This is a genomic window from Micromonospora sp. NPDC050200 (assembly GCF_040656135.1).
Lineage (GTDB): Bacteria > Actinomycetota > Actinomycetes > Mycobacteriales > Micromonosporaceae > Micromonospora.
Genome location: NZ_JBFALG010000017.1, coordinates 110,445 through 128,078, shown reverse-complemented (window position 1 = coordinate 128,078; position 17,634 = coordinate 110,445). Strand labels below are relative to the sequence as shown.

At 74.6% G+C, this 17,634-nt stretch carries 18 protein-coding genes; 8 read left to right on the top strand and 10 right to left on the bottom strand.

Annotated elements, in window-relative coordinates:
- Positions 1–1,724: alpha/beta hydrolase (locus AB0I41_RS14490; RefSeq protein WP_357106541.1), on the top strand; the 1,724-nt coding region annotated here is incomplete at its 5' end.
- Positions 1,725–1,876: 152 nt separating this feature from the next.
- On the opposite strand, the gene glmS is transcribed toward AB0I41_RS14490, so the two are convergent.
- Positions 1,877–3,790 (bottom strand): glutamine--fructose-6-phosphate transaminase (isomerizing), encoded by a 1,914-nt coding sequence (glmS, locus tag AB0I41_RS14485; protein ID WP_357106539.1) that lies wholly within the window; start codon positions 3,788–3,790, stop codon positions 1,877–1,879.
- Between the two features lie 242 nt (positions 3,791–4,032).
- Here glmS and AB0I41_RS14480 point away from each other — a divergent pair, with 242 nt between their 5' ends.
- Genes AB0I41_RS14480 through AB0I41_RS14470 form a run of 3 tightly spaced genes read left to right on the top strand, consistent with a single transcriptional unit; the run spans position 4,033 to position 7,395 of the window.
- Positions 4,033–5,061 carry an MmpS family transport accessory protein gene (locus tag AB0I41_RS14480; protein WP_357106536.1) on the top strand — a complete coding sequence of 343 codons (1,029 nt, stop codon included), beginning with the start codon at positions 4,033–4,035 and terminating at the stop codon, positions 5,059–5,061.
- A gap of 31 nt (positions 5,062–5,092) precedes the next feature.
- Positions 5,093–6,289 carry a pyridoxal phosphate-dependent aminotransferase gene (locus AB0I41_RS14475; RefSeq protein ID WP_357106533.1) on the top strand — a complete coding sequence of 399 codons (1,197 nt, stop codon included), beginning with the start codon at positions 5,093–5,095 and terminating at the stop codon, positions 6,287–6,289.
- Complete coding sequence (locus AB0I41_RS14470; RefSeq protein WP_357106530.1) at positions 6,286–7,395, top strand: beta-eliminating lyase-related protein; 1,110 nt, start codon at positions 6,286–6,288, stop codon at positions 7,393–7,395. Before AB0I41_RS14475 ends, AB0I41_RS14470 begins: the two co-directional genes overlap by 4 nt.
- An 87-nt stretch (positions 7,396–7,482) precedes the next feature.
- Here the strand turns inward: AB0I41_RS14470 and AB0I41_RS14465 are convergent, their stop codons facing one another.
- A complete protein-coding gene (locus AB0I41_RS14465; protein WP_357106528.1) occupies positions 7,483–8,082 on the bottom strand; it encodes a PadR family transcriptional regulator in 600 nt (199 codons plus the stop codon).
- Between the two features lie 98 nt (positions 8,083–8,180).
- On the opposite strand from AB0I41_RS14465, the gene AB0I41_RS14460 reads away from it, so the two are divergent.
- Positions 8,181–11,009, top strand: coding sequence for an FtsX-like permease family protein (locus AB0I41_RS14460; RefSeq protein ID WP_357106525.1), 2,829 nt, complete (start codon positions 8,181–8,183; stop codon positions 11,007–11,009).
- A gap of 2 nt (positions 11,010–11,011) precedes the next feature.
- The gene (locus AB0I41_RS14455) at positions 11,012–11,758 is read left to right on the top strand and encodes an ABC transporter ATP-binding protein (RefSeq protein ID WP_357106523.1); all 747 of its coding nucleotides are present in this window, start codon (positions 11,012–11,014) and stop codon (positions 11,756–11,758) included.
- Positions 11,759–11,819: 61 nt separating this feature from the next.
- Here AB0I41_RS14455 and glmM read toward each other — a convergent pair whose 3' ends face one another.
- The 6 genes from glmM to AB0I41_RS14425 all read right to left on the bottom strand — a co-directional run bounded on the left by glmM (position 11,820) and on the right by AB0I41_RS14425 (position 15,259).
- The gene (gene glmM / locus AB0I41_RS14450; RefSeq protein WP_357106519.1) at positions 11,820–13,175 is read right to left on the bottom strand and encodes a phosphoglucosamine mutase; all 1,356 of its coding nucleotides are present in this window, start codon (positions 13,173–13,175) and stop codon (positions 11,820–11,822) included.
- Between the two features lie 110 nt (positions 13,176–13,285).
- Complete coding sequence (rpsI, locus tag AB0I41_RS14445) at positions 13,286–13,750, bottom strand: 30S ribosomal protein S9 (protein ID WP_355050719.1); 465 nt, start codon at positions 13,748–13,750, stop codon at positions 13,286–13,288.
- A 20-nt stretch (positions 13,751–13,770) separates the two neighbouring features.
- Positions 13,771–14,214 carry a 50S ribosomal protein L13 gene (rplM, locus tag AB0I41_RS14440; protein ID WP_089012545.1) on the bottom strand — a complete coding sequence of 148 codons (444 nt, stop codon included), beginning with the start codon at positions 14,212–14,214 and terminating at the stop codon, positions 13,771–13,773.
- A gap of 264 nt (positions 14,215–14,478) precedes the next feature.
- Positions 14,479–14,772 carry a type II toxin-antitoxin system PemK/MazF family toxin gene (locus AB0I41_RS14435; RefSeq protein WP_357106517.1) on the bottom strand — a complete coding sequence of 98 codons (294 nt, stop codon included), beginning with the start codon at positions 14,770–14,772 and terminating at the stop codon, positions 14,479–14,481.
- Complete coding sequence (locus tag AB0I41_RS14430) at positions 14,762–15,019, bottom strand: DUF6364 family protein (RefSeq protein WP_132230932.1); 258 nt, start codon at positions 15,017–15,019, stop codon at positions 14,762–14,764. Before AB0I41_RS14430 ends, AB0I41_RS14435 begins: the two co-directional genes overlap by 11 nt.
- A 69-nt stretch (positions 15,020–15,088) precedes the next feature.
- A complete protein-coding gene (locus AB0I41_RS14425) occupies positions 15,089–15,259 on the bottom strand; it encodes a hypothetical protein (RefSeq protein ID WP_357106513.1) in 171 nt (56 codons plus the stop codon).
- A gap of 148 nt (positions 15,260–15,407) precedes the next feature.
- Here AB0I41_RS14425 and AB0I41_RS14420 point away from each other — a divergent pair, with 148 nt between their 5' ends.
- Positions 15,408–15,536, top strand: coding sequence for a hypothetical protein (locus AB0I41_RS14420; protein WP_357106511.1), 129 nt, complete (start codon positions 15,408–15,410; stop codon positions 15,534–15,536).
- Entirely contained in the window at positions 15,536–16,624 is a 1,089-nt protein-coding gene (locus AB0I41_RS14415; protein ID WP_357106508.1) for a uroporphyrinogen-III synthase, read from the top strand. Before AB0I41_RS14420 ends, AB0I41_RS14415 begins: the two co-directional genes overlap by 1 nt.
- A gap of 12 nt (positions 16,625–16,636) precedes the next feature.
- Here AB0I41_RS14415 and AB0I41_RS14410 read toward each other — a convergent pair whose 3' ends face one another.
- Together AB0I41_RS14410 and AB0I41_RS14405 are read right to left on the bottom strand one after the other, a co-directional pair.
- Positions 16,637–17,257, bottom strand: a complete 621-nt coding sequence (locus AB0I41_RS14410; protein WP_357106505.1) for an ATP/GTP-binding protein — start codon at positions 17,255–17,257, stop codon at positions 16,637–16,639.
- Entirely contained in the window at positions 17,238–17,600 is a 363-nt protein-coding gene (locus AB0I41_RS14405; protein WP_357106503.1) for a DUF742 domain-containing protein, read from the bottom strand. The genes AB0I41_RS14410 and AB0I41_RS14405 overlap by 20 nt, the downstream gene beginning before the upstream one ends.
- Positions 17,601–17,634: the final 34 nt, after the last annotated feature.

The window sequence follows — 17,634 nt, the reverse complement described above, 5'->3', positions numbered from 1 at the left end:
CCCGCGCCAGGCCGCCCCGGTGCGGCGGCGCCGGGCTGGCCGACCCGGTGCGGCGGCGCCGGGCGGCGCTGGCCGACCGGGCCGGGGCCCTGCGCACCGGCTGGTCGGGTGGGGCCGCCCGGGCGGCCGACGGGCGGCTCGGCGCGCTCCGGGGCGAGCTGGCCGGGCTGCTGCCCGCCCTGATCGAGGCCGACCAGGTGCTGGCCGAATTCGCCGGCCGGCTCCGGGCGGCGAAGGCCCGGCTGGCGGAGGCGGTGGCGCTGGCCGATCGCAGCGGCGTGCTCGTCGACCGGCACGGCGGGGTCAGCGCGGCTCCCGTGCCGGCCATCCCGCCCGGGCGGGAAACATGGACCGGCCCGGAGGCGGGGGTCCGGCCCGGTGCCGGGCTCCGGTCCGGTGTCGGGTCCCCGCCGGGCGGGCGGGCCGGGCCTGGCGGGACGCCGGGGCCTGGCGGGACGCCCGAACCGGGCACGGTCAGCGGCGCCGGGTCCGGTGGCGGCTCGGGTGCGGGAGCCGGGCAGATGGCGGTCGACCTGGTGGCCGCCGGGCTGCGGGACGCGCTGGCGCTGGCCGACGCGGCGGACCGGGAGGCCGCCACCCGGCTGGACGAGCTGACCTCGGCGACCCGCGCCGGCTGGGCCGACCCGCCACCGCCGGGCCGACCGGCGGCCGACGCCGACCCGTCGGCCGTCCGCGCCTGGTGGGCGGGCCTCACCCCGGCCCAGCGCCGGTGGCTGGTGCTGCACGAGCCGGGCCGGGTCGGCCACCTCGACGGCGTGCCGGTCGCGGCCCGGGACCAGGCCAACCGGCTGCTGCTCGCCGACCGGCGGGAGTCGCTGCTCACCGGGCGGCGGGAGTTGCTCGGCCGGCTTCCGTCCGGTCCGGGGGTGCGGGCCGGGCTGCGCCGCGTCGACGCGGGGCTGGCCGGCCTCGACGGGCTCGCCGGGCGGCTGGCGGCGGCGGAGCCGCCCCGGGCGTACCTGCTGGGGCTGGATCCGGCCGGGGACGGGCGGGCGATCGTGGCGCTGGGCAATCCGGACCGCGCCGACCAGGTGCTGACCTACGTGCCGGGGATGACCGCCGACCTCGCCGACGCCCCGGGTGAGCTGGGCCGGGCCGGGCGGGTGCTGTCCCGGTGCGCCGGCATCGCGCCCGGGCGGGAGACCGCGGCGGTGCTCTGGCTGGACTACGACGCGCCGGACTTCCTGCCCGAGGCGGCCCGGTCCGCCCAGGCCCGGGACGCCGGGCCGGCGCTGCACCGTTTCCAGGAGGGGCTGCGCGAGACCCACGAGGGCCCGCCGGCCCGGCAGACGGTGCTGGGGCACAGCTACGGGTCGGTGGTGGTGGGCGCCGCCGCCCGGGACCACGGTCTCGACGCGGACGCCCTGGTCTTCGTGGGCTCACCCGGGGTCGGGGTGGACCGGGCCGAGGCGCTGCGCCTGCCGCCGGAGCGGGTCTGGGCGAGCACCGCGCCCGACGACGTGATCCGGCTGGTCGAGCCGCCCGGGCAGCTGGCCGGTCGGGCGGCGCTCGCCGCGTCGCCACTGGCCACGGCGGTGTCGCTGCTCCGCCCGGACGACCACGAGCTGTGGTTCGGCCACGATCCCAGCGACCCGGGCTTCGGCGGGCGCACCTTTCCCAGCGGCCGGTACGGCCACACCGGCTACTGGGAGCCCGGCAACCCCGCGCTGGACGGGATGGCCCGGATCGTGCTCGGCCGGTGACCGGCTCCGCCCGGTGCCGCTCCGCCCCGGTGCCGCTCCGCCCGGTCCCGCTCCCGCCGGTCCCGCTCCGCCCGGTCCCGCTCCGGCCGGAAACAGCGGGCCCCGCCGGCCGTGGTCACGGCGGGCGGGGCCCGGTGGACGTTCCCGTCCGGTCACTCCACGGTGACCGACTTCGCCAGGTTGCGCGGCTGGTCCACGTCGTGCCCCCGGGCCGCGGCGATCTCGGCGGCGAGCACCTGGAGCGGCACGGTGGTGACCAGCGGGGCCAGCAGGGTCGGCGTACGCGGCACGTAGATCAGGTGGTCGGCGTAGCGGACGACCGCCTCGTCGCCCTCCTCCGCGATCACGATGGTCCGGGCGCCCCGGGCGCGGACCTCCTGGATGTTGGAGACGACCTTGTCGTGCAGCATGCCCCGGCCGACCGGCGACGGCACCACGCAGATCACCGGGGTGCCCTTGTCGATCAGCGCGATCGGGCCGTGCTTGAGCTCGCCGGCGGCGAAGCCCTCGGCGTGCATGTACGCCAGCTCCTTGAGCTTCAGCGCGCCCTCCAGGGCCACCGGGTAGCCGACGTGCCGGCCGATGAAGAGCACGGTCGGCTCGGACTTCAGCTGCCGGGCCAGCTCGCGGACCGGCTCGATCCGGTCCAACAGCTCGCGCAGCTTGCCCGGCATCTCCTGGAGCTGGGCCACCACCGCGCCCACCTCGTCGGCGAATTTGATCCCGCGCACCTGGGCCAGGTGCAGGCCGATCAGGTAGCAGGCCACGAGCTGGGTGAGGAACGCCTTGGTGGAGGCGACGGCGATCTCCGGCCCGCCGTGGGTGTAGAGCACCGCGTCCGACTCGCGGGGGATGGTCGAGCCGTTGGTGTTGCAGATGGCCAGCACCCTGGCCTTCTGCTCCTTGGCGTGGCGCAGCGCCATCAGGGTGTCCATGGTCTCGCCGGACTGCGAGATCACCACGATCAGGGTGGACCGGTCGAGGACCGGGTCGCGGTAGCGGAACTCGCTGGCCAGCTCGACCTCGCACGGGATCCGGGTCCAGTGCTCGATGGCGTACTTGGCGACCAGACCGGAGTGGTACGCCGTGCCGCAGGCCACGATGAAGATCTTGTCGACGTCGCGCAGGTCCTGGTCGCTGAGGCGGACCTCGTCGAGGGCGATCTCACCGGTGTCGGTGAGCCGGCCGAGCAGCGTGTCGGCGATCGCCTGCGGCTGCTCCTCGATCTCCTTGAGCATGAACCAGTCGTAACCGCCCTTCTCGGCGGCCGAGGCGTCCCAGTCGATGTGGAAGTCCTTGCCGGTGGCGGGCTGCCCGGCGAAGTCGGTGATCTCGATGCTGTCGCCGGTGATCAGAACGATCTGGTCCTGGCCCAGCTCGACCGCCTCGCGGGTGTGCTCGATGAACGCGGCCACGTCGCTGGCGAGGTAGTTCTCCCCGTCGCCGCGGCCGACGACCAGCGGCGAGTTGCGCCGGGCGCCGACCACCGAGCCGGGGATGCCGGCGTCGACGGCCAGCAGGGTGAAGGCGCCCTCCAGTCGCTGGCAGACGACCCGCATGGCCGAGGCCAGCAGCTGCGGGCTGTCGGCCTCGCCGGCCGCGCGCAGGTCGGCCAGCGCCGCCGACAGCAGGTGGGCGGCGCACTCGGTGTCGGTGTCGCTGGTGAACTGGACGCCGTCGGCCTCCAGCTCGGCGCGGAGCTTCGCGAAGTTCTCGATGATGCCGTTGTGGATCACGGCTACCCGGCCGTCGGGGGCCAGGTGCGGGTGGGCGTTGCGGTCGGTGGGGCCGCCGTGGGTGGCCCAGCGGGTGTGCCCGATGCCGGTGGTGCCGTCGCCGATACCGATCGGGCTGGCCGCGCAGTCCTCGGGGTTGCTGGCGGCGCGCTCGGAGAGGACCTTCTCCAGGTTGGCCAGCTTGCCGGCCTTCTTCTCGGTCAGCAGTTCGCCGTCGCAGACGATCGCCACGCCGGCCGAGTCGTAGCCGCGGTACTCCAGCCGCCGCAGTCCGTCGAGCACGATGCCGAGCGCCGGGCGCAAGCCGGCGTAACCCACGATTCCACACATGGTCCGCAGCCTAACCCAGCTTCGCTCATCGTGCGTGCTCGGAAGTCGGGTAAACAATCACTGAATTTGAGCGATCGGCGAGCGTCGGGCGGCACCCGGACAAACCTCCACGCCCGACGAACCCACCCGGCGGCCAGACAGGGTTGCGGGCCCGTCCCGGGTACGACAGTCTCTCGGCGGATCCGGCACGTCCCTGGGGCGGCCCGTTCGTCCCGTTCCTTTCCCCCCGTTCCGGAGCAGACATGTCCGACGCGTCCCCGTCTCCCGAGCCGTCCCAGCCCGGCCCGCAGACTCCCGAACCATCGGCCTCGACGGGTGGCGCGGGCCCCACCCCGGCCGACCCGACCGCGCCGCCGGCCTCCTCGCCGTACCCCTGGACCCCGCCGGACCCGCCGGCCGCGCCGCAGCCCTGGGCGGCGCCGAGCCCGTGGGCGGCGCCGTCGCCCGCCACCCCTGGGGCGCCGCCGCCCTCTTCGGCCGACCCGGACAGGTGGGCACCGCCCGTCACGCCGACCATCCCGGGCGGGACCGCCGCGCCGGACGGGACGGGCGGGCCGCCCACACCCCGGCCGGCGGCACCCGACCACCCGCCCGCCCTCCCGGCCGGGCCACCCGGCGTGCCGACCGGCCCGCACGGCTTCCCGGGCGGCCCCGGCACACCGGCCGCCGGCTGGCCACCGCCCGGCTACCCGCCGCCCTACGCCCACCCCGGGTATCCCCCGGTGCCCGCCCCGACCAACGGACGGCGGATCGCGGGGATCGTCATCGCCCTCGTCACGGTGCTCACCCTCGGGATCTGCGGCTGCCTGGCAGCGGGCGGCATGATGCTCGACCGGTACACGCCCGCGCCGGTGGCCGAGGACCCGTACTACGACGACCCGTACTACAACGACCCGTACTACGACGGCGACTACGACGAGGACAGCCCGGCGCCGACGTGGACCCCACCGACGCCGAGCCAGCCGGCGAGTCCCGCCACCACGCCGTCCACCGGTCGCGGCAGGTTCGCCGTCACCTACGAGGTGACCGGCCAGGGGCGGGCGGACCTCGAGTACTACGACGCGAACGGCGAGTTCATCCGGCGGGACGGGGTGCGGCTGCCCTGGCGGCAGAAGATCCGGACCGACGATCTCAACCGGGTCCTGGTGATCGCCGACAACGCGGAGGACGACGAGCGCCTGATCCACTGCTCCACCGTCGTGGCGGGCCGCGCACCGGTGACCGACGACTCGCAGTGGCAGGTGACCTGCGCCGGCAGATCGACCGACTGAACCGGCGCGGACGACCCGTAGGGTGGGCGTCGTGACAACGCCGACCGATGTCGACCCGCTCGTGGCCCGGATGCGTCCGTTCGGCACCACGATCTTCGCCGAGATGTCCGCACTCGCCGTCCGCACCGGCGCGGTCAACCTCGGGCAGGGCTTCCCGGACAGCGGCGGCCCGCCGGAGATGCTGGCCGCGGCGGCCGAGGCGCTGCGCACCGGGCAGAACCAGTACCCGCCGGGCCCGGGCATCCCCGCGCTGCGCCGGGCCGTCGCCGACCACCAGCGCCGCTTCCACGGACTGGAGTACGACCCGGACGGCGAGATCGTGGTCACCGCCGGCGCCACCGAGGCGATCGCCGCCAGCATCCTCGCCCTCTGCGAGCCGGGCGACGAGGTGGTCTGCTTCGAGCCGTACTACGACTCGTACGCGGCCTCCGTCGCGCTGGCCGGCGCGGTGCGGCGGCCGGTGACGCTGCGTCCCGGCGACGACGGCCGGTACGCCTTCGACCCGGCGGCGCTGCGCGCCGCGTTCGGCCCGCGGACCCGGCTGGTGCTGCTCAACTCCCCGCACAACCCGACCGGCAAGGTCTTCACCCCCGACGAGCTGGCCCTGGTCGCCGAGCTCTGCCAGGAGCACGGCGCGTACGCGGTCACCGACGAGGTGTACGAGCACCTGGTCTTCCCCGACGCCACCGCGCCGCACGTGCCGCTGGCCACGCTGCCCGGGATGCGGGAGCGGACGCTGCGCATCTCGTCGGCGGGCAAGACCTTCTCCTGCACCGGCTGGAAGGTCGGCTGGGTGAGCGGCCCGGCCCCCCTGGTCTCGGCGGTGCTGCGGGTCAAGCAGTTCCTCACCTTCGTCAACGCGGCGCCGCTGCAACCGGCGGTCGCCGTGGCGCTGGCCCTGCCGGACGCCTACTTCACCGACTTCCGCGACGGCCTGCGGCAGCGCCGGGACCAGCTCGTCGCCGGGCTGACCGACGCGGGCTTCGACGTGCTGACCCCGGAGGGGACGTACTTCGTCACCGCCGACGTCACCGCGCTGGGCGGCCGGGACGGGGTGGAGTTCTGCCGGTCGCTGCCCGAACGGTGCGGGGTGGTCGCCGTGCCCACCCAGGTCTTCTACGACGACCCGGAGGCGGGCCGGCGGCTGATCCGGTTCGCCTTCTGCAAGCGCCCGGAGGTGCTCACCGAGGCGGTCACCCGCCTGCGCCGACTGAAGGAAGCCCGATGACCGACGGGTACGCCGACCGGGTCCGCCGGCTCACCGCGCTGCGCGGCTGCGCCACCGTGCTCTCCGGGGCCCGGCCGCCCTCGGTCGCCGAGCAGCTCGACACCATCCGGGCCGCCGCCCCCGACGAGCTGCTGCCGGACTTCTACGGCGAGGGCGGCGCGGTCGAGGCGGTGGAGCGCCGGGTCGCCGAACTGCTCGGTACGGAGGCGGCGGTCTTCTTTCCCAGCGGCACGATGGCGCAGCAGGTCGCCATGCGGTACGGCGCGGAGCTGACCGGCCGCAGCGGGGTCGGCCTGCACCCGCTGAGCCACCCGCTGCTGCACGAGCGGGACGCGTACGCGGTGCTCGGCGGGCTGCGGGCGGTGCTCACCACGCCGGCCCCGCGCAACCCCACGGACGAGGAGGTGGCCGCGCTCGACGAGCCGATCGGCACCCTGCTGCTCGAACTGCCGCTGCGCGACGCCGGTTTCGTGCTGCCGGCCTGGGACGAGCTGGTGGCGGTGGTGGGGGCGGCCCGCGACCGGGGCGCCCGGGTGCACCTGGACGGCGCCCGGCTCTGGGAGTCCACCGTCCACCTCGGCCGGTCCCTGGCCGAGGTCGCCGGCCTCGCCGACAGCGTCTACGTCTCGTTCTACAAGTCCCTCGGCGGTCACGCCGGCGCCGCGCTGGCCGGCTCGGCCGACCTGGTCCGCTACGCGCGGGCCTGGCGGCACCGGTACGGCGGCACCATCTTCCAGCAGTGGCCGGCGGCCCTCGCCGCGCTCGCCGGCCTGGACCGCGAGCTGCCCCGGCTGGCCGGCTACGTCGGGCACGCGAAGACGGTGGCCGCGGCGCTGGCCGGCCTGCCCGGCGCGCGGGTGCATCCGGCGCCGCCGCACACCCACCAGTTCCGGCTGTGGCTGCCGCATCCGGCCGGCGCGCTGAACGACGCCAACCTCGCCCTCGCCGAGGAGGAGAGGGCGTGGTTCGTCGGCGGCTGGCAGGACACCGACGTGCCGGGGGTGGCGATGGCCGAGGTGACGGTGGCCGGCCCGGCCCTGGAGTTCGACGCGGCGGACGTGGTGGAGCTGGGCGGACGCTTCCTGCGCCGGGTCACGGCGGCCTGACCGCCCCGGCGGCGATCGCCCCACGCGGCGGCCCGGCGGGCGGATCACGGCGGCTGGGTCCGGCGGGCGGGTCGTGCCGGGCCGTGGTCAGCCGGCGGCCCGGGTCACGTCCGGCCCCTCGGCGGAGCTGTCGGCGGGGCCGGCCGCGAGCCGGCCGAGCAGCGCGCCGCCGTCGGCGAGCAGCACCGACTCGGCGTCGTCGACGAAGGCGAGGTCCGCCTCGACGTGCCGGCCGGCGGCGGCGAGCAGCAGGCCGACCACCGGGTCGTCGGCGCGGCGGCGCAGCCCGTCGAGGTTGCGCAGTTCCCGCATCAGGTGCCCGCGCTGGTTGCCCAGGACCGTCCGCACGGTGGCCGGCTCACCCGAACGGGCCGCGGCGGTGACCTTGAGGAAGAAGTCGTCGCGGAAGCCGCCGCTGCGCGGGCTGGGCTCGGCGAGCCAGTGGTCCAGCTCGGCCCGGCCGTCCGGGGTGATCTCGTAGACCACCCGGTCGGGCTTGACCGGCTGGGGATGGCGCTCGGCCACCACCAGGCCGTCCCGGGAGAGCCGGTCGAGGATCTGGTAGAGGTGGCCGATGTTGAGCGGCCCCCACTGCGGGCCGACCGCCTGCTCGAAGGCGCCCTTGAGCTGGTAGCCGTAGCTGGGGCCGCGGGCGAGCAGGGCCAGGACCGCGTGCTGGATCGCCACCGTCTCCTCCAATCCGGTCCGGGCGGGTCCACCCGGACGGGTCTTGCATTGTCACAATGTATCGCGCACAGTGTGGTCAGCACACGGGGAGGCGCGACATGGTCCGTTTCATCTGGGGACAGCTACGTGGCCGTGCTGGGCGGTCGGTGGCACTGTTGGCCGGCGTACTGGTGGCGACCACCGGTTTCGTCGTCCTGACCGGCGCCACCACCACCTCCCGCCTGGACGTCACCGGCACCGTCGAGCGGAACACCCGGGCCGCGTACGACATCCTCGTCCGCCCACAGGGGACGCGCACGCCCCTGGAGGCCGAGCGCGGGCTGGTCCGGCCCAACTACCTCTCCGGCCTCTACGGCGGCATCACCACCGCCCAGTACGACCAGGTGCAGGCGGTCGCCGGGGTCGACGTGGCCGCCCCGATCAGCATGCTCGGCTACGCGACCTCCGAGGTGCCGATGCGCCTCGACCTGACCGGCGCGGTCGACCGGTCGCTGGACCGGCAGGTGATCCGGGCCGACCCCACGTACGTCGCCGAGCGCGGTCTCTCCACCGCCGACGGCAAGCCGCGGTACGTGTACGTGACCAAGCTCCCGTTGATCCACCCCCTCTTCGACATGGACGTGCTGGAATCTCCCGCCCGGTACACCGACGGCCGGACCTACTCCTGGACGGACGTCTGCGGCCCGGTCCCCAGGGAGGTGCAGCCGGACGGCACCAGCCGGCCGATCTGCGACCCCCAGCGCGGTGCCCTGATCCGCAACCGCGGCGCGATCTCCGAACGCGACAACTGGAGCGTCACGGCGGTACGGCTACTGCCCGACGGCCGGTTCGAGGCGGAGAACGGGGTGCTCGCCCGGAACGGCGACGCCGAGACGGCGACCGCCGACCGGCTGACGCTGACCGAGCGTCTGACCGTGCCGTTCCTGCTCGCCGCCGTGGACCCCGACGCCGAGCAGCGGCTGGTCGGGCTCACCGGCACGGTGGTGGACGGCCGCCCGTTGCGCCCCGGCGACACGGCGGCCGAGCTCCGGCACGGCTCTACGGTCAACCAGTTCTTCCCGGTGCTCGCCACCAGCCGCCCCTACCTCGACGGAGAACTGCGGGCCACGCTCACCCGGCTGGCCGACGCCCGCCCCGCCGGCCTGCCCGGCGAAAGGCTGGAGGAGACCCTGCTCCGGTCCGGCGGCACACCGGCCGGATCGGCGCGGGCGGAGCTGACCGACAGCTACCGGACCCGGCTCGCGGAGGGCGTCGCCGGGTCGGGCCGGTGCTGCTTCGGGCAGCTCCAGGTCATGACCCAGCCCGGCGCCGTGTCGTACGACCAACTGCCGGGTGGTCCGTTGCGCGCCGCCGCCGTGCCGCCGCCAGGCCCGGAGACCTACGGCACCGAGCGTGAGGCCATCTGGCTCCCCCGCCCCTGGCTCACCGATGACACCGGCTCCCGGACGCTACGCCGGCTGGCCCTCAGCCGCACCGACGATCCCCGGCAGTGGCGCGCGGTGGGCGTGTTCGACCCGGAGAAGCTGACCGGGTTCAGCGACCTCGGCAAGGTGCCGCTGGAGACGTACGAGCCACCGCGGGCGGAGGGCGCCGACCCGCGAAGCCGGGCCGCGCTCGGTGGGAAGCCGCTGGAGCCGAGCGGCAATCCGGCCGGCTACCTCTCCGCCCCGCCGCTGCTGCTGACCAACCTGGCGAGCGTGCCGAAGCTCCTCGAAGGCGGCCGCAGCCCGCAGCTCAAGGCGCCGATCAGCGCGATCCGGGTCCGGGTCGCCGACGTCGACGGCTACACCGAACGCTCCGCCGAGCGGGTCCGGCTGATCGCCGAGCAGATCAACCGGACGACCGGCCTGGACGTGGACATCACGCTCGGCTCCTCCCCCGCCCCGCAGACGGTGGAGCTGCCGGCCGGCTCGTTCGGTCGACCGGAGCTGCTGCTCACCGAGAACTGGTCGGCGCTCGGGGTCGCTTCGGTGATCACCGAAGCCGTCGACCGGAAGAGCGTGGCGCTCTTCGTACTGGTGCTGGTGGTCTGCGTGCTCTTCCTCGGCAACGCGGTCTCCGCCGCGGTCCGGGACCGCCGGCCGGAGCTGGCGGTGCTGGCCTGCCTGGGCTGGCCGGCCCGGCGGATCGGGGCGCTGATTCTCGGCGAGGTCGCCGCGCTGGGTTTGGCCGCGGGGCTGCTCTCCCTCGGGCTGGCCGTCCCGCTCGGCGCGGCGCTGGGCATCGGCGTCGACTGGCGGCGGGCGCTGCTCGCCGTACCGGTTGCTCTGCTGCTGGCGCTGGTCGCGGGCCTGGCGCCGGCGCTGCGGGCCGCGCGCGCCCACCCGGCCGCCGCCCTGCGGCCGCTGGTGGCGACGCCGCGATGGGTACGGCGACCGCGCACCCTGGCCAGCCTGGCCCTGGTGAACCTGGTCCGCACCCCCGGACGCACCCTGCTCGGCGCGGGTGCGCTGGCCATCGGGGTGGCCGCGCTGACCCTGGTCACCGCCGCCGGGTACGCGTTCCGGGGTGCGATCGTCGGCAGCCTGCTCGGCGACACGGTGTCGCTGAGTGTGCGCGGCGCGGACGCTATGGCCGCCGTCGCGACGGTGCTGCTCGGGGTCGCCGCCGTCGCCGACGTGCTCTACCTGAACATCCGGGACCGGGCCGCCGAGCTGGCCACCCTGCGCGCCACCGGCTGGACCGACGCCGCGCTGGGCCGCCTGGTCGGGTACGAGGGCCTGCTCCTCGGCATGCTCGGCGCGCTCGCCGGGGCCGGGCTGGGCCTGGGCGGAGCGGCCTGGCTGGTCGGCGAGCTGCCCTCCTCGCTGGTCCTGGTCGCGGCCCTGGTCGCGCTGGCCGGGGCGCTGGTCACCTGCCTGGCCGCGCTCGTCCCGGCCACGCTGCTGCGCCACCTCCCCACCGCACGACTACTCGCAGAGGAGTGACCATGAACGCGACCACGGGGAGCACGGTCCGGACGGCCGAGCTGGTCCGGCAGTTCCGCACCGGCACCGAGCGCCTCACCGCGATCGACGACGTGTCGCTGGAGGTCGCCGCCGGATCGGTGGTGGCCCTGACCGGCCCGAGCGGATCCGGCAAGTCGACGCTGCTGCACATGATCGGTGCGATCGAGCAGGCCGACCGGGGCACCGTCACGGTGGACGACGTGGAGGTCACCGCCCTGCGCCGGGCCGCCCTCGCCCGGTACCGCCAGGGCGTCGGCTTCGTCTTCCAGCGCTACCACCTGCTGCCGGCGCTCACCGTCCTGGACAACGTGATCGCCCCGGTGCTGCCCCGACGCGGCCGGGCCGACCACGCCGCGCGGGCCCGGGAACTGCTCGACGCGGTGGGGCTGGCCGGCCGGGAGCGGTCGCTGCCCGCCCAGCTCTCGGGTGGCCAGCAGCAACGGGTGGCGATCGCCCGGGCGCTGATGGGCGCGCCCCGGCTGCTGCTCGCCGACGAACCGACCGGCAACCTCGACTCGACCACCGGCGCGCAGATCCTCGACCTGCTGCTGGACCTGCGCGACCGGCACGGCATGACGATCCTGCTGGCCACCCACGAACAGGCCATCGCCGCCCGGTGCGACCGGCTGGTGCGCCTGGGGGACGGGCGGGTCGTCGAGGACATCGACCTCACCGACGGCGAGGACCCGGCCGACACGTTCGAGCGGGCCGCCCGGCTGCGCCTGTAGACGCGCGGCCGTGGCGACGGCCCGGACCCGCCAACGGCGGACCCGGGCCGAAGGAGACGCCTCAGGCGGTCGGGCTGGCGGCGCGGACCTGCTCGGCGATCCGCTCCGCGACGGACCGGGCGGTCGCCTCGGTGGCGGCCTCGACCATCACCCGCACCAGCGGCTCGGTGCCGGACGGGCGCAGCAGCACCCGGCCGGTCTCGCCCAGCTCGGCCTCGGCGCGCTCGACCTCGGCCCGTACGGCGGGCGCGGTCGCGCCGACGGTACGGTCACCGACCGGCACGTTGATCAGCACCTGCGGCAGCTTGGTAACCACCGAGGCCAGTTCGGCCAGCGACCTGCCGGTGGCGGCCAGCCGCGACATCAGGTGCAGCCCGGTGAGCACGCCGTCGCCGGTGGTGGCGTGTGCCGGCATGACGATGTGACCGCTCTGCTCGCCGCCGAGGGCGAGGCCGGAGGCGCGCAGCTCCTCCAGGACGTACCGGTCGCCGACCTTGGTCTCGACCAGCCGGATGCCCTCGGCGGACATCGCCAGGCGCAGGCCGAGGTTGCTCATCACGGTCGCGACCAGGGTGTCCTGGGCGAGCGTGCCGGCCTCCCGCATGGCGAGGGCGAGGATCGCCATCACCTGGTCGCCGTCGACCTCGTCGCCGTCGGCGGTCACCGCGACGCACCGGTCGGCGTCGCCGTCGTGCGCGATGCCCAGGTGGGCGCCGTGCTCGACGACGGCGGCTCGCAGCCCGTCGACGTGGTTGGAACCGCAGTCGTCGTTGATGTTGAGCCCGTCCGGCTCGGCGTGGATGGCGATCACCTCGGCGCCCGCCTCCCGGTACGCCACCGGGGCCACCTCGGCGGCGGCGCCGTTGGCGCAGTCGACCACCACCTTGATCCCGTCCAGCCGGTGCGGCACGGTGTTGACCAGGTGCTGCACATAGTGGTCGGCGCCGTCGAGCAGGTCGTGCACCCGGCCGACGCCGGCCCCGACGGGCCGGTCCCAGGCGGTGGTGGCGTTCGCCTCGACGGCCGCCTCGATCCGCATCTCGATCTCGTCCGGCAGCTTGTGCCCGCCGGCGGCGAAGAGCTTGATCCCGTTGTCCGGCATCGGGTTGTGCGACGCGGAGAGCATCACGCCCAGGTCGGCCTTGGCCTCGGCGGTGAGGAACGCGACCGCCGGGGTCGGCAGCACGCCGACCCGGACCACGTTGGCCCCGGCGCTGGTGAGGCCGGCGACCACGGCCGCCTCCAGCATCTCGCCGCTGGCCCGGGTGTCCCGGCCCACCACGGCCAGCGGGGGATGAGTCTTGTCCGACTCGGCCAGCGTGTGCGCGGCGGCCACCGCCACCGCCAGCGCCAACTCGGGGGTGAGATCCGCGTTCGCCCGCCCGCGTACGCCGTCCGTGCCGAACAACCGGCCCATACCCGCCAACCTCCGATGAAACGGTCCCATGGAAAAGGCGGACGGCCGGGCCACCTCCCGTGGGGGAGGTGGCCCGGCCGTCCGTCAGAAGTACAACGTGCCGCTGATGATCAGCGCTTCGAGTACTGAGGAGCCTTACGGGCCTTCTTGAGGCCGTACTTCTTGCTCTCCTTGACCCGGGCGTCCCGGGTCAGGAAGCCGGCCTTCTTCAGGGCCGGGCGGTCGTCCGGCTCGTTGACGATCAGCGCCCGGGCGATGGCCAGCCGCAGCGCACCGGCCTGGCCGGTGGTGCCGCCGCCGCGCAGGTTGGCGATGACGTCGAACGCCTCGGGCTTCTCGGCGGTGACCAGCGGGTCCTTGATGAGCTGCTGGTGCACCTTGCTCGGGAAGTAGGCCTCGAGGTCCCGGCCGTTGCAGGTGATCTTGCCGGTGCCGGGAACGATGCGCACCCGGACGATGGCCTCCTTGCGCCGACCCACGGTCTGGATCGGGCGGTCACCGCGCGGCGCGCGGGCGACGGGCGCTGGCGCCTCGGTGGCCTCGGGGGCGACCTCGGTCTCGGTGATGTCGGTCATGCTGCTTCCTTCGCCCGCGCTCACTGCGCGATCTGCTTGATCTCGAACGGCACCGGCTGCTGCGCGCCGTGCGGGTGCTCGGCACCGGCGTAGACCTTCAGCTTCTTGATCAGCTGACGGCCGAGCTTGTTGTGCGGGAGCATGCCCTTCACGGCCAGCTCGACGGCCCGTTCGGGACGCTTGGTCAGCAGCTCGTCGTAGCCGACCTGCTTCAGACCACCCGGGTAACCGGAGTGGCGGTAGGCGATCTTGGTCTGCCGCTTGTTGCCGGTCAGCGCCACCTTGCCCGCGTTCACGATGACGACGAAGTCGCCCGTGTCGACGTGCGGCGCGAAAGTCGGCTTGTGCTTGCCGCGCAGCAGCGTGGCGGCGTGGGTGGCCAGGCGGCCCAGCACGACATCAGAGGCGTCGATAACGTGCCACTGACGCTCGATCTCACCCGGCTTCGGGCTGTACGTACGCACAGGTCTACCTTGTCTCGTCGTCGGTCTGGGGTCGCGCGCCGAGGTGACCAGGCGCGCACGAACGACCAAGCGTACCTGATGCGGCACGCCTCTGGATGTCGTACAACAGCGGGCAACGATACTCGCCGCCCCGTCGCCAGGTCAAAACGGGGGGTCACTCCGCGTCGCCGGGGACACCCCGATGACGCAGCTCACCGGCCGGGCCGCCGGCGCGACCCCGGCCGCAGGCAGACCGGCGAGATCAGCAACGCGAAGGCGAGGCGGTCAGAGCTGTTGCAGGATACGCAGCGCGCGCTCCACCCGCCGCATGGTCTCGGTGTCGGCGACGTCGACACACTCGGTGAACCACTTCTTCATGGGCGAGGAGAGCCGGTCGGGCATCACCACGTACCCGCCCATCGGCACGGCCAGCGGGGAGTCCCGCAGCAGCGCCGTCTCGACCACCTCGACCACGATCACGATCGGCACGTCGGTGGAGTTGTAGACGTCGGTGCTGATCACCAGCCCGAGCCGCTCCCGGGCGCCCTCGATCCGCCAGATCTCGCCCCTACGCAGCACGCGGACGTCCGCCGAAGAGCGCGTCGTCGACCATGCCGACCTCCCGGGCGTCGGCGAGCGCGGCGGCCTCCAGGTCGAGTCCGGCCCGGCCGACCGCGGCGGCGTGCGCGGTGAAGACCTCGCGCAGCGCCTTCTCCCGGGCCGCCTGGTCCATCCAGGCGGAGAGCGACAGCCCCTCGCGCTTGGCGAACCGGCGCGCCTCCTCGATTGTCTCGTCGGAGAACGACAGGGTCACCTTGGCAGTCATGCCGCCGAGATTACCCATTGGTATGACCGCCAGTCATCCCGCTTCGCGCGGGTCGGCGAACCGGTCAAATCACACTCTCCGGTGGTCGCGCCCGGGGCGGGTCGACGCCAGCGCCGCCCACAGCGGCGGGGCGGCCACCTCGACCGCGGTGCCGTAGAAGTCGTCGAAGCGGGGCACCAGGCGCCGGCGGGCCTGGTCGTAGCTGCCCGCCACCGCGTCGAAGGCCGCTGTCACGCTCATGCCGCATCTCCCATATATCAAGAAATTCGTCTCACATCATAGACTCCGCCGATCGGTCGCAGGCCCCCGCTCGGGGTCCGGCGCTCGTGACCGGACCGAAACAGGAGTGACCCGGAGCGGAAACCGCCCGGCGGCACGCTTCTCGGGCATGACGGACGGTGCGCGCTCCGCGACGCGACCGGGGGTGCGGCCCCGGCAGGCGGAGACGCACTGCGCCCTGCAGTTCCTTCGTCGCCGGGACGGGCTGGTCGAGGTACGGCTGCGACAGGAGGAGTGATGCGGGAGGAACTGGCCGGCTTCACCATCGGGGTCACCGCCGACCGGCGGCGCGACGAGCTGGCCGCGCTGCTGCAGCGGCGCGGCGCCCGGGTGGTGCTCGCCCCGGCCCTGCGGATCGTGCCGCTGGCCGACGACAGCGACCTGCGCGAGGCCACCCGCGCCTGCCTGGACCGGCCGCCGGACATCCTGATGGCGAACACCGGCATCGGGATGCGCGGCTGGCTGGAGGCGGCCGAGGGCTGGGGGCTCGCCGAGCCGCTGCGGTCGGTGCTCTCCCGGTCGTACGTGGTGGCCAGGGGGCCGAAGGCGCGCGGCGCGATCCGGGCCGCCGGGCTGCACGACCAGTGGTCGCCGGAGTCGGAGAGCTGCGACGAGGTGGTCGACCACCTGTGCGAGCGCGGGGTGGCCGGTCAGGTCATCGCCATGCAGCTGCCCGGCGACCGGCAGCCGGAGTGCACCGAGGCGCTGGAGGCGGCCGGGGCCACCGTGATCGAGGTGCCGGTCTACCGCTGGGCGCCGCCCACCGACCCGGCCCCGCTGCACCGGCTGATCGACCTGGTCGCCGACCGGCTGGTCGACGCCGTCACCTTCACCTCGGCGCCAGCGGCGGAGGCGCTGCTGCGGGCGGCCGGTGACCGCGCCGAGACGGTGCTGGCGGCGCTGCGCGGGGACGTGCTGGCCAGCTGCGTCGGCGCGGTCACCGCGGCACCACTGGTCCGCCGGGGGGTGCCGGTCAGCGCGCCCGCCCGGGCCCGCCTCGGCGCGCTGGTCCGGCAGATCGTCGACGAGCTGCCCCGCCGTACGGTGACCGTCAAGGCCGCCGGGCACCTGCTGACCCTGCGCGGGCACGCGGCCGTGGTCGACGGCGAGCTGCGGCCGCTCGCGCCGGCCCCGATGGCGGTGCTGCGGGCGCTGGCCGCGTCGCCCGGTCGGGTGCTGTCCCGCACGGCGCTGCTGCGTACCCTGCCCCGGGGCGCGGACGAGCACGCGGTGGAGATGGCGGTGGCCCGGCTGCGGGTCGGGCTCCGGGCCCCCCGCGTGGTGCAGACCGTGGTCAAGCGGGGTTACCGGCTCCGGGTCGACTGACCCGGAGGCGGCTCAGCCCACCGGGGCGTAGCCCCGGCCCTGCTCGGACTCCAGCCGGAGCATGGCGTGCTCGACCACGGTCACCAGCACCTGCTTCACCGAGTCCCGCCCCCGGGCGTCGCACATCACCAGCGGTACGTCCGGCGAGATGGCCAGCGCCTCGCGGACCTCCTCCGGCTCGTACTGCGGCGCGTCGTCGAACCGGTTCAGCGCCACCACGTACGGCAGGTTCCGGTTCTCGAAGTAGTCCAGCGGCGCGAAGGCGTCCGTGATCCGGCGGGTGTCCACCAGGACGGCGGCACCCACCGCCCCCCGGATGATCTCGTCCCACATGAACCAGAACCGGGTCTGACCCGGGGTGCCGAAGAGGTACAGGATCAGGTCCTGCGCCATGGTGATCCGGCCGAAGTCCATGGCGACCGTGGTCGTCTCCTTGCCGGGCACCTTCGACGGGTCGTCGATGCCCACGCCGGCCGCCGTCATCAGCGCCTCGGTGGTCAGCGGCGTGATCTCGGAGATGGCGCCGACCAGTGTCGTCTTGCCCACGCCGAAGCCGCCCGCGACCACGATCTTCGCGGAGATGATCTCCCGGCTGCGGCGCGCCCCGGCGGGGTCATAGTTCGCGAAGTCCACTTAGCACCCTTCCCAGCAGGTTCATCCGCTCCTCGTAGCCCTCGGCCGGAGCGGCAGTGTGTAGCGTCAGCAGGCCCTCGGCCACCATGTCGGCGACCAGCACCCGGGTGACGCCCAGCGGCATCCGGGTGTACGCGGCGATTTCCGCCAGCGACTGTGCCCGGCCCTCGCAGACCGTGGCGATGCGGTACTTGTCGTGCCCGGCGAAGCGCGCCTCTGCGGCCTGGCTGAAGCCGGCCGACAGCACCGCCTCCAGGGCGATGTCCCGGCTCGGCTCGGTACGGCCCCGGGTGACCGCGTACGGCCGCACCAACGCCCCGCGTGGGTCCCGCCGTGGTTCCATCCGCCATCACCTCCTCCCGACCGGAGCCCCCGGC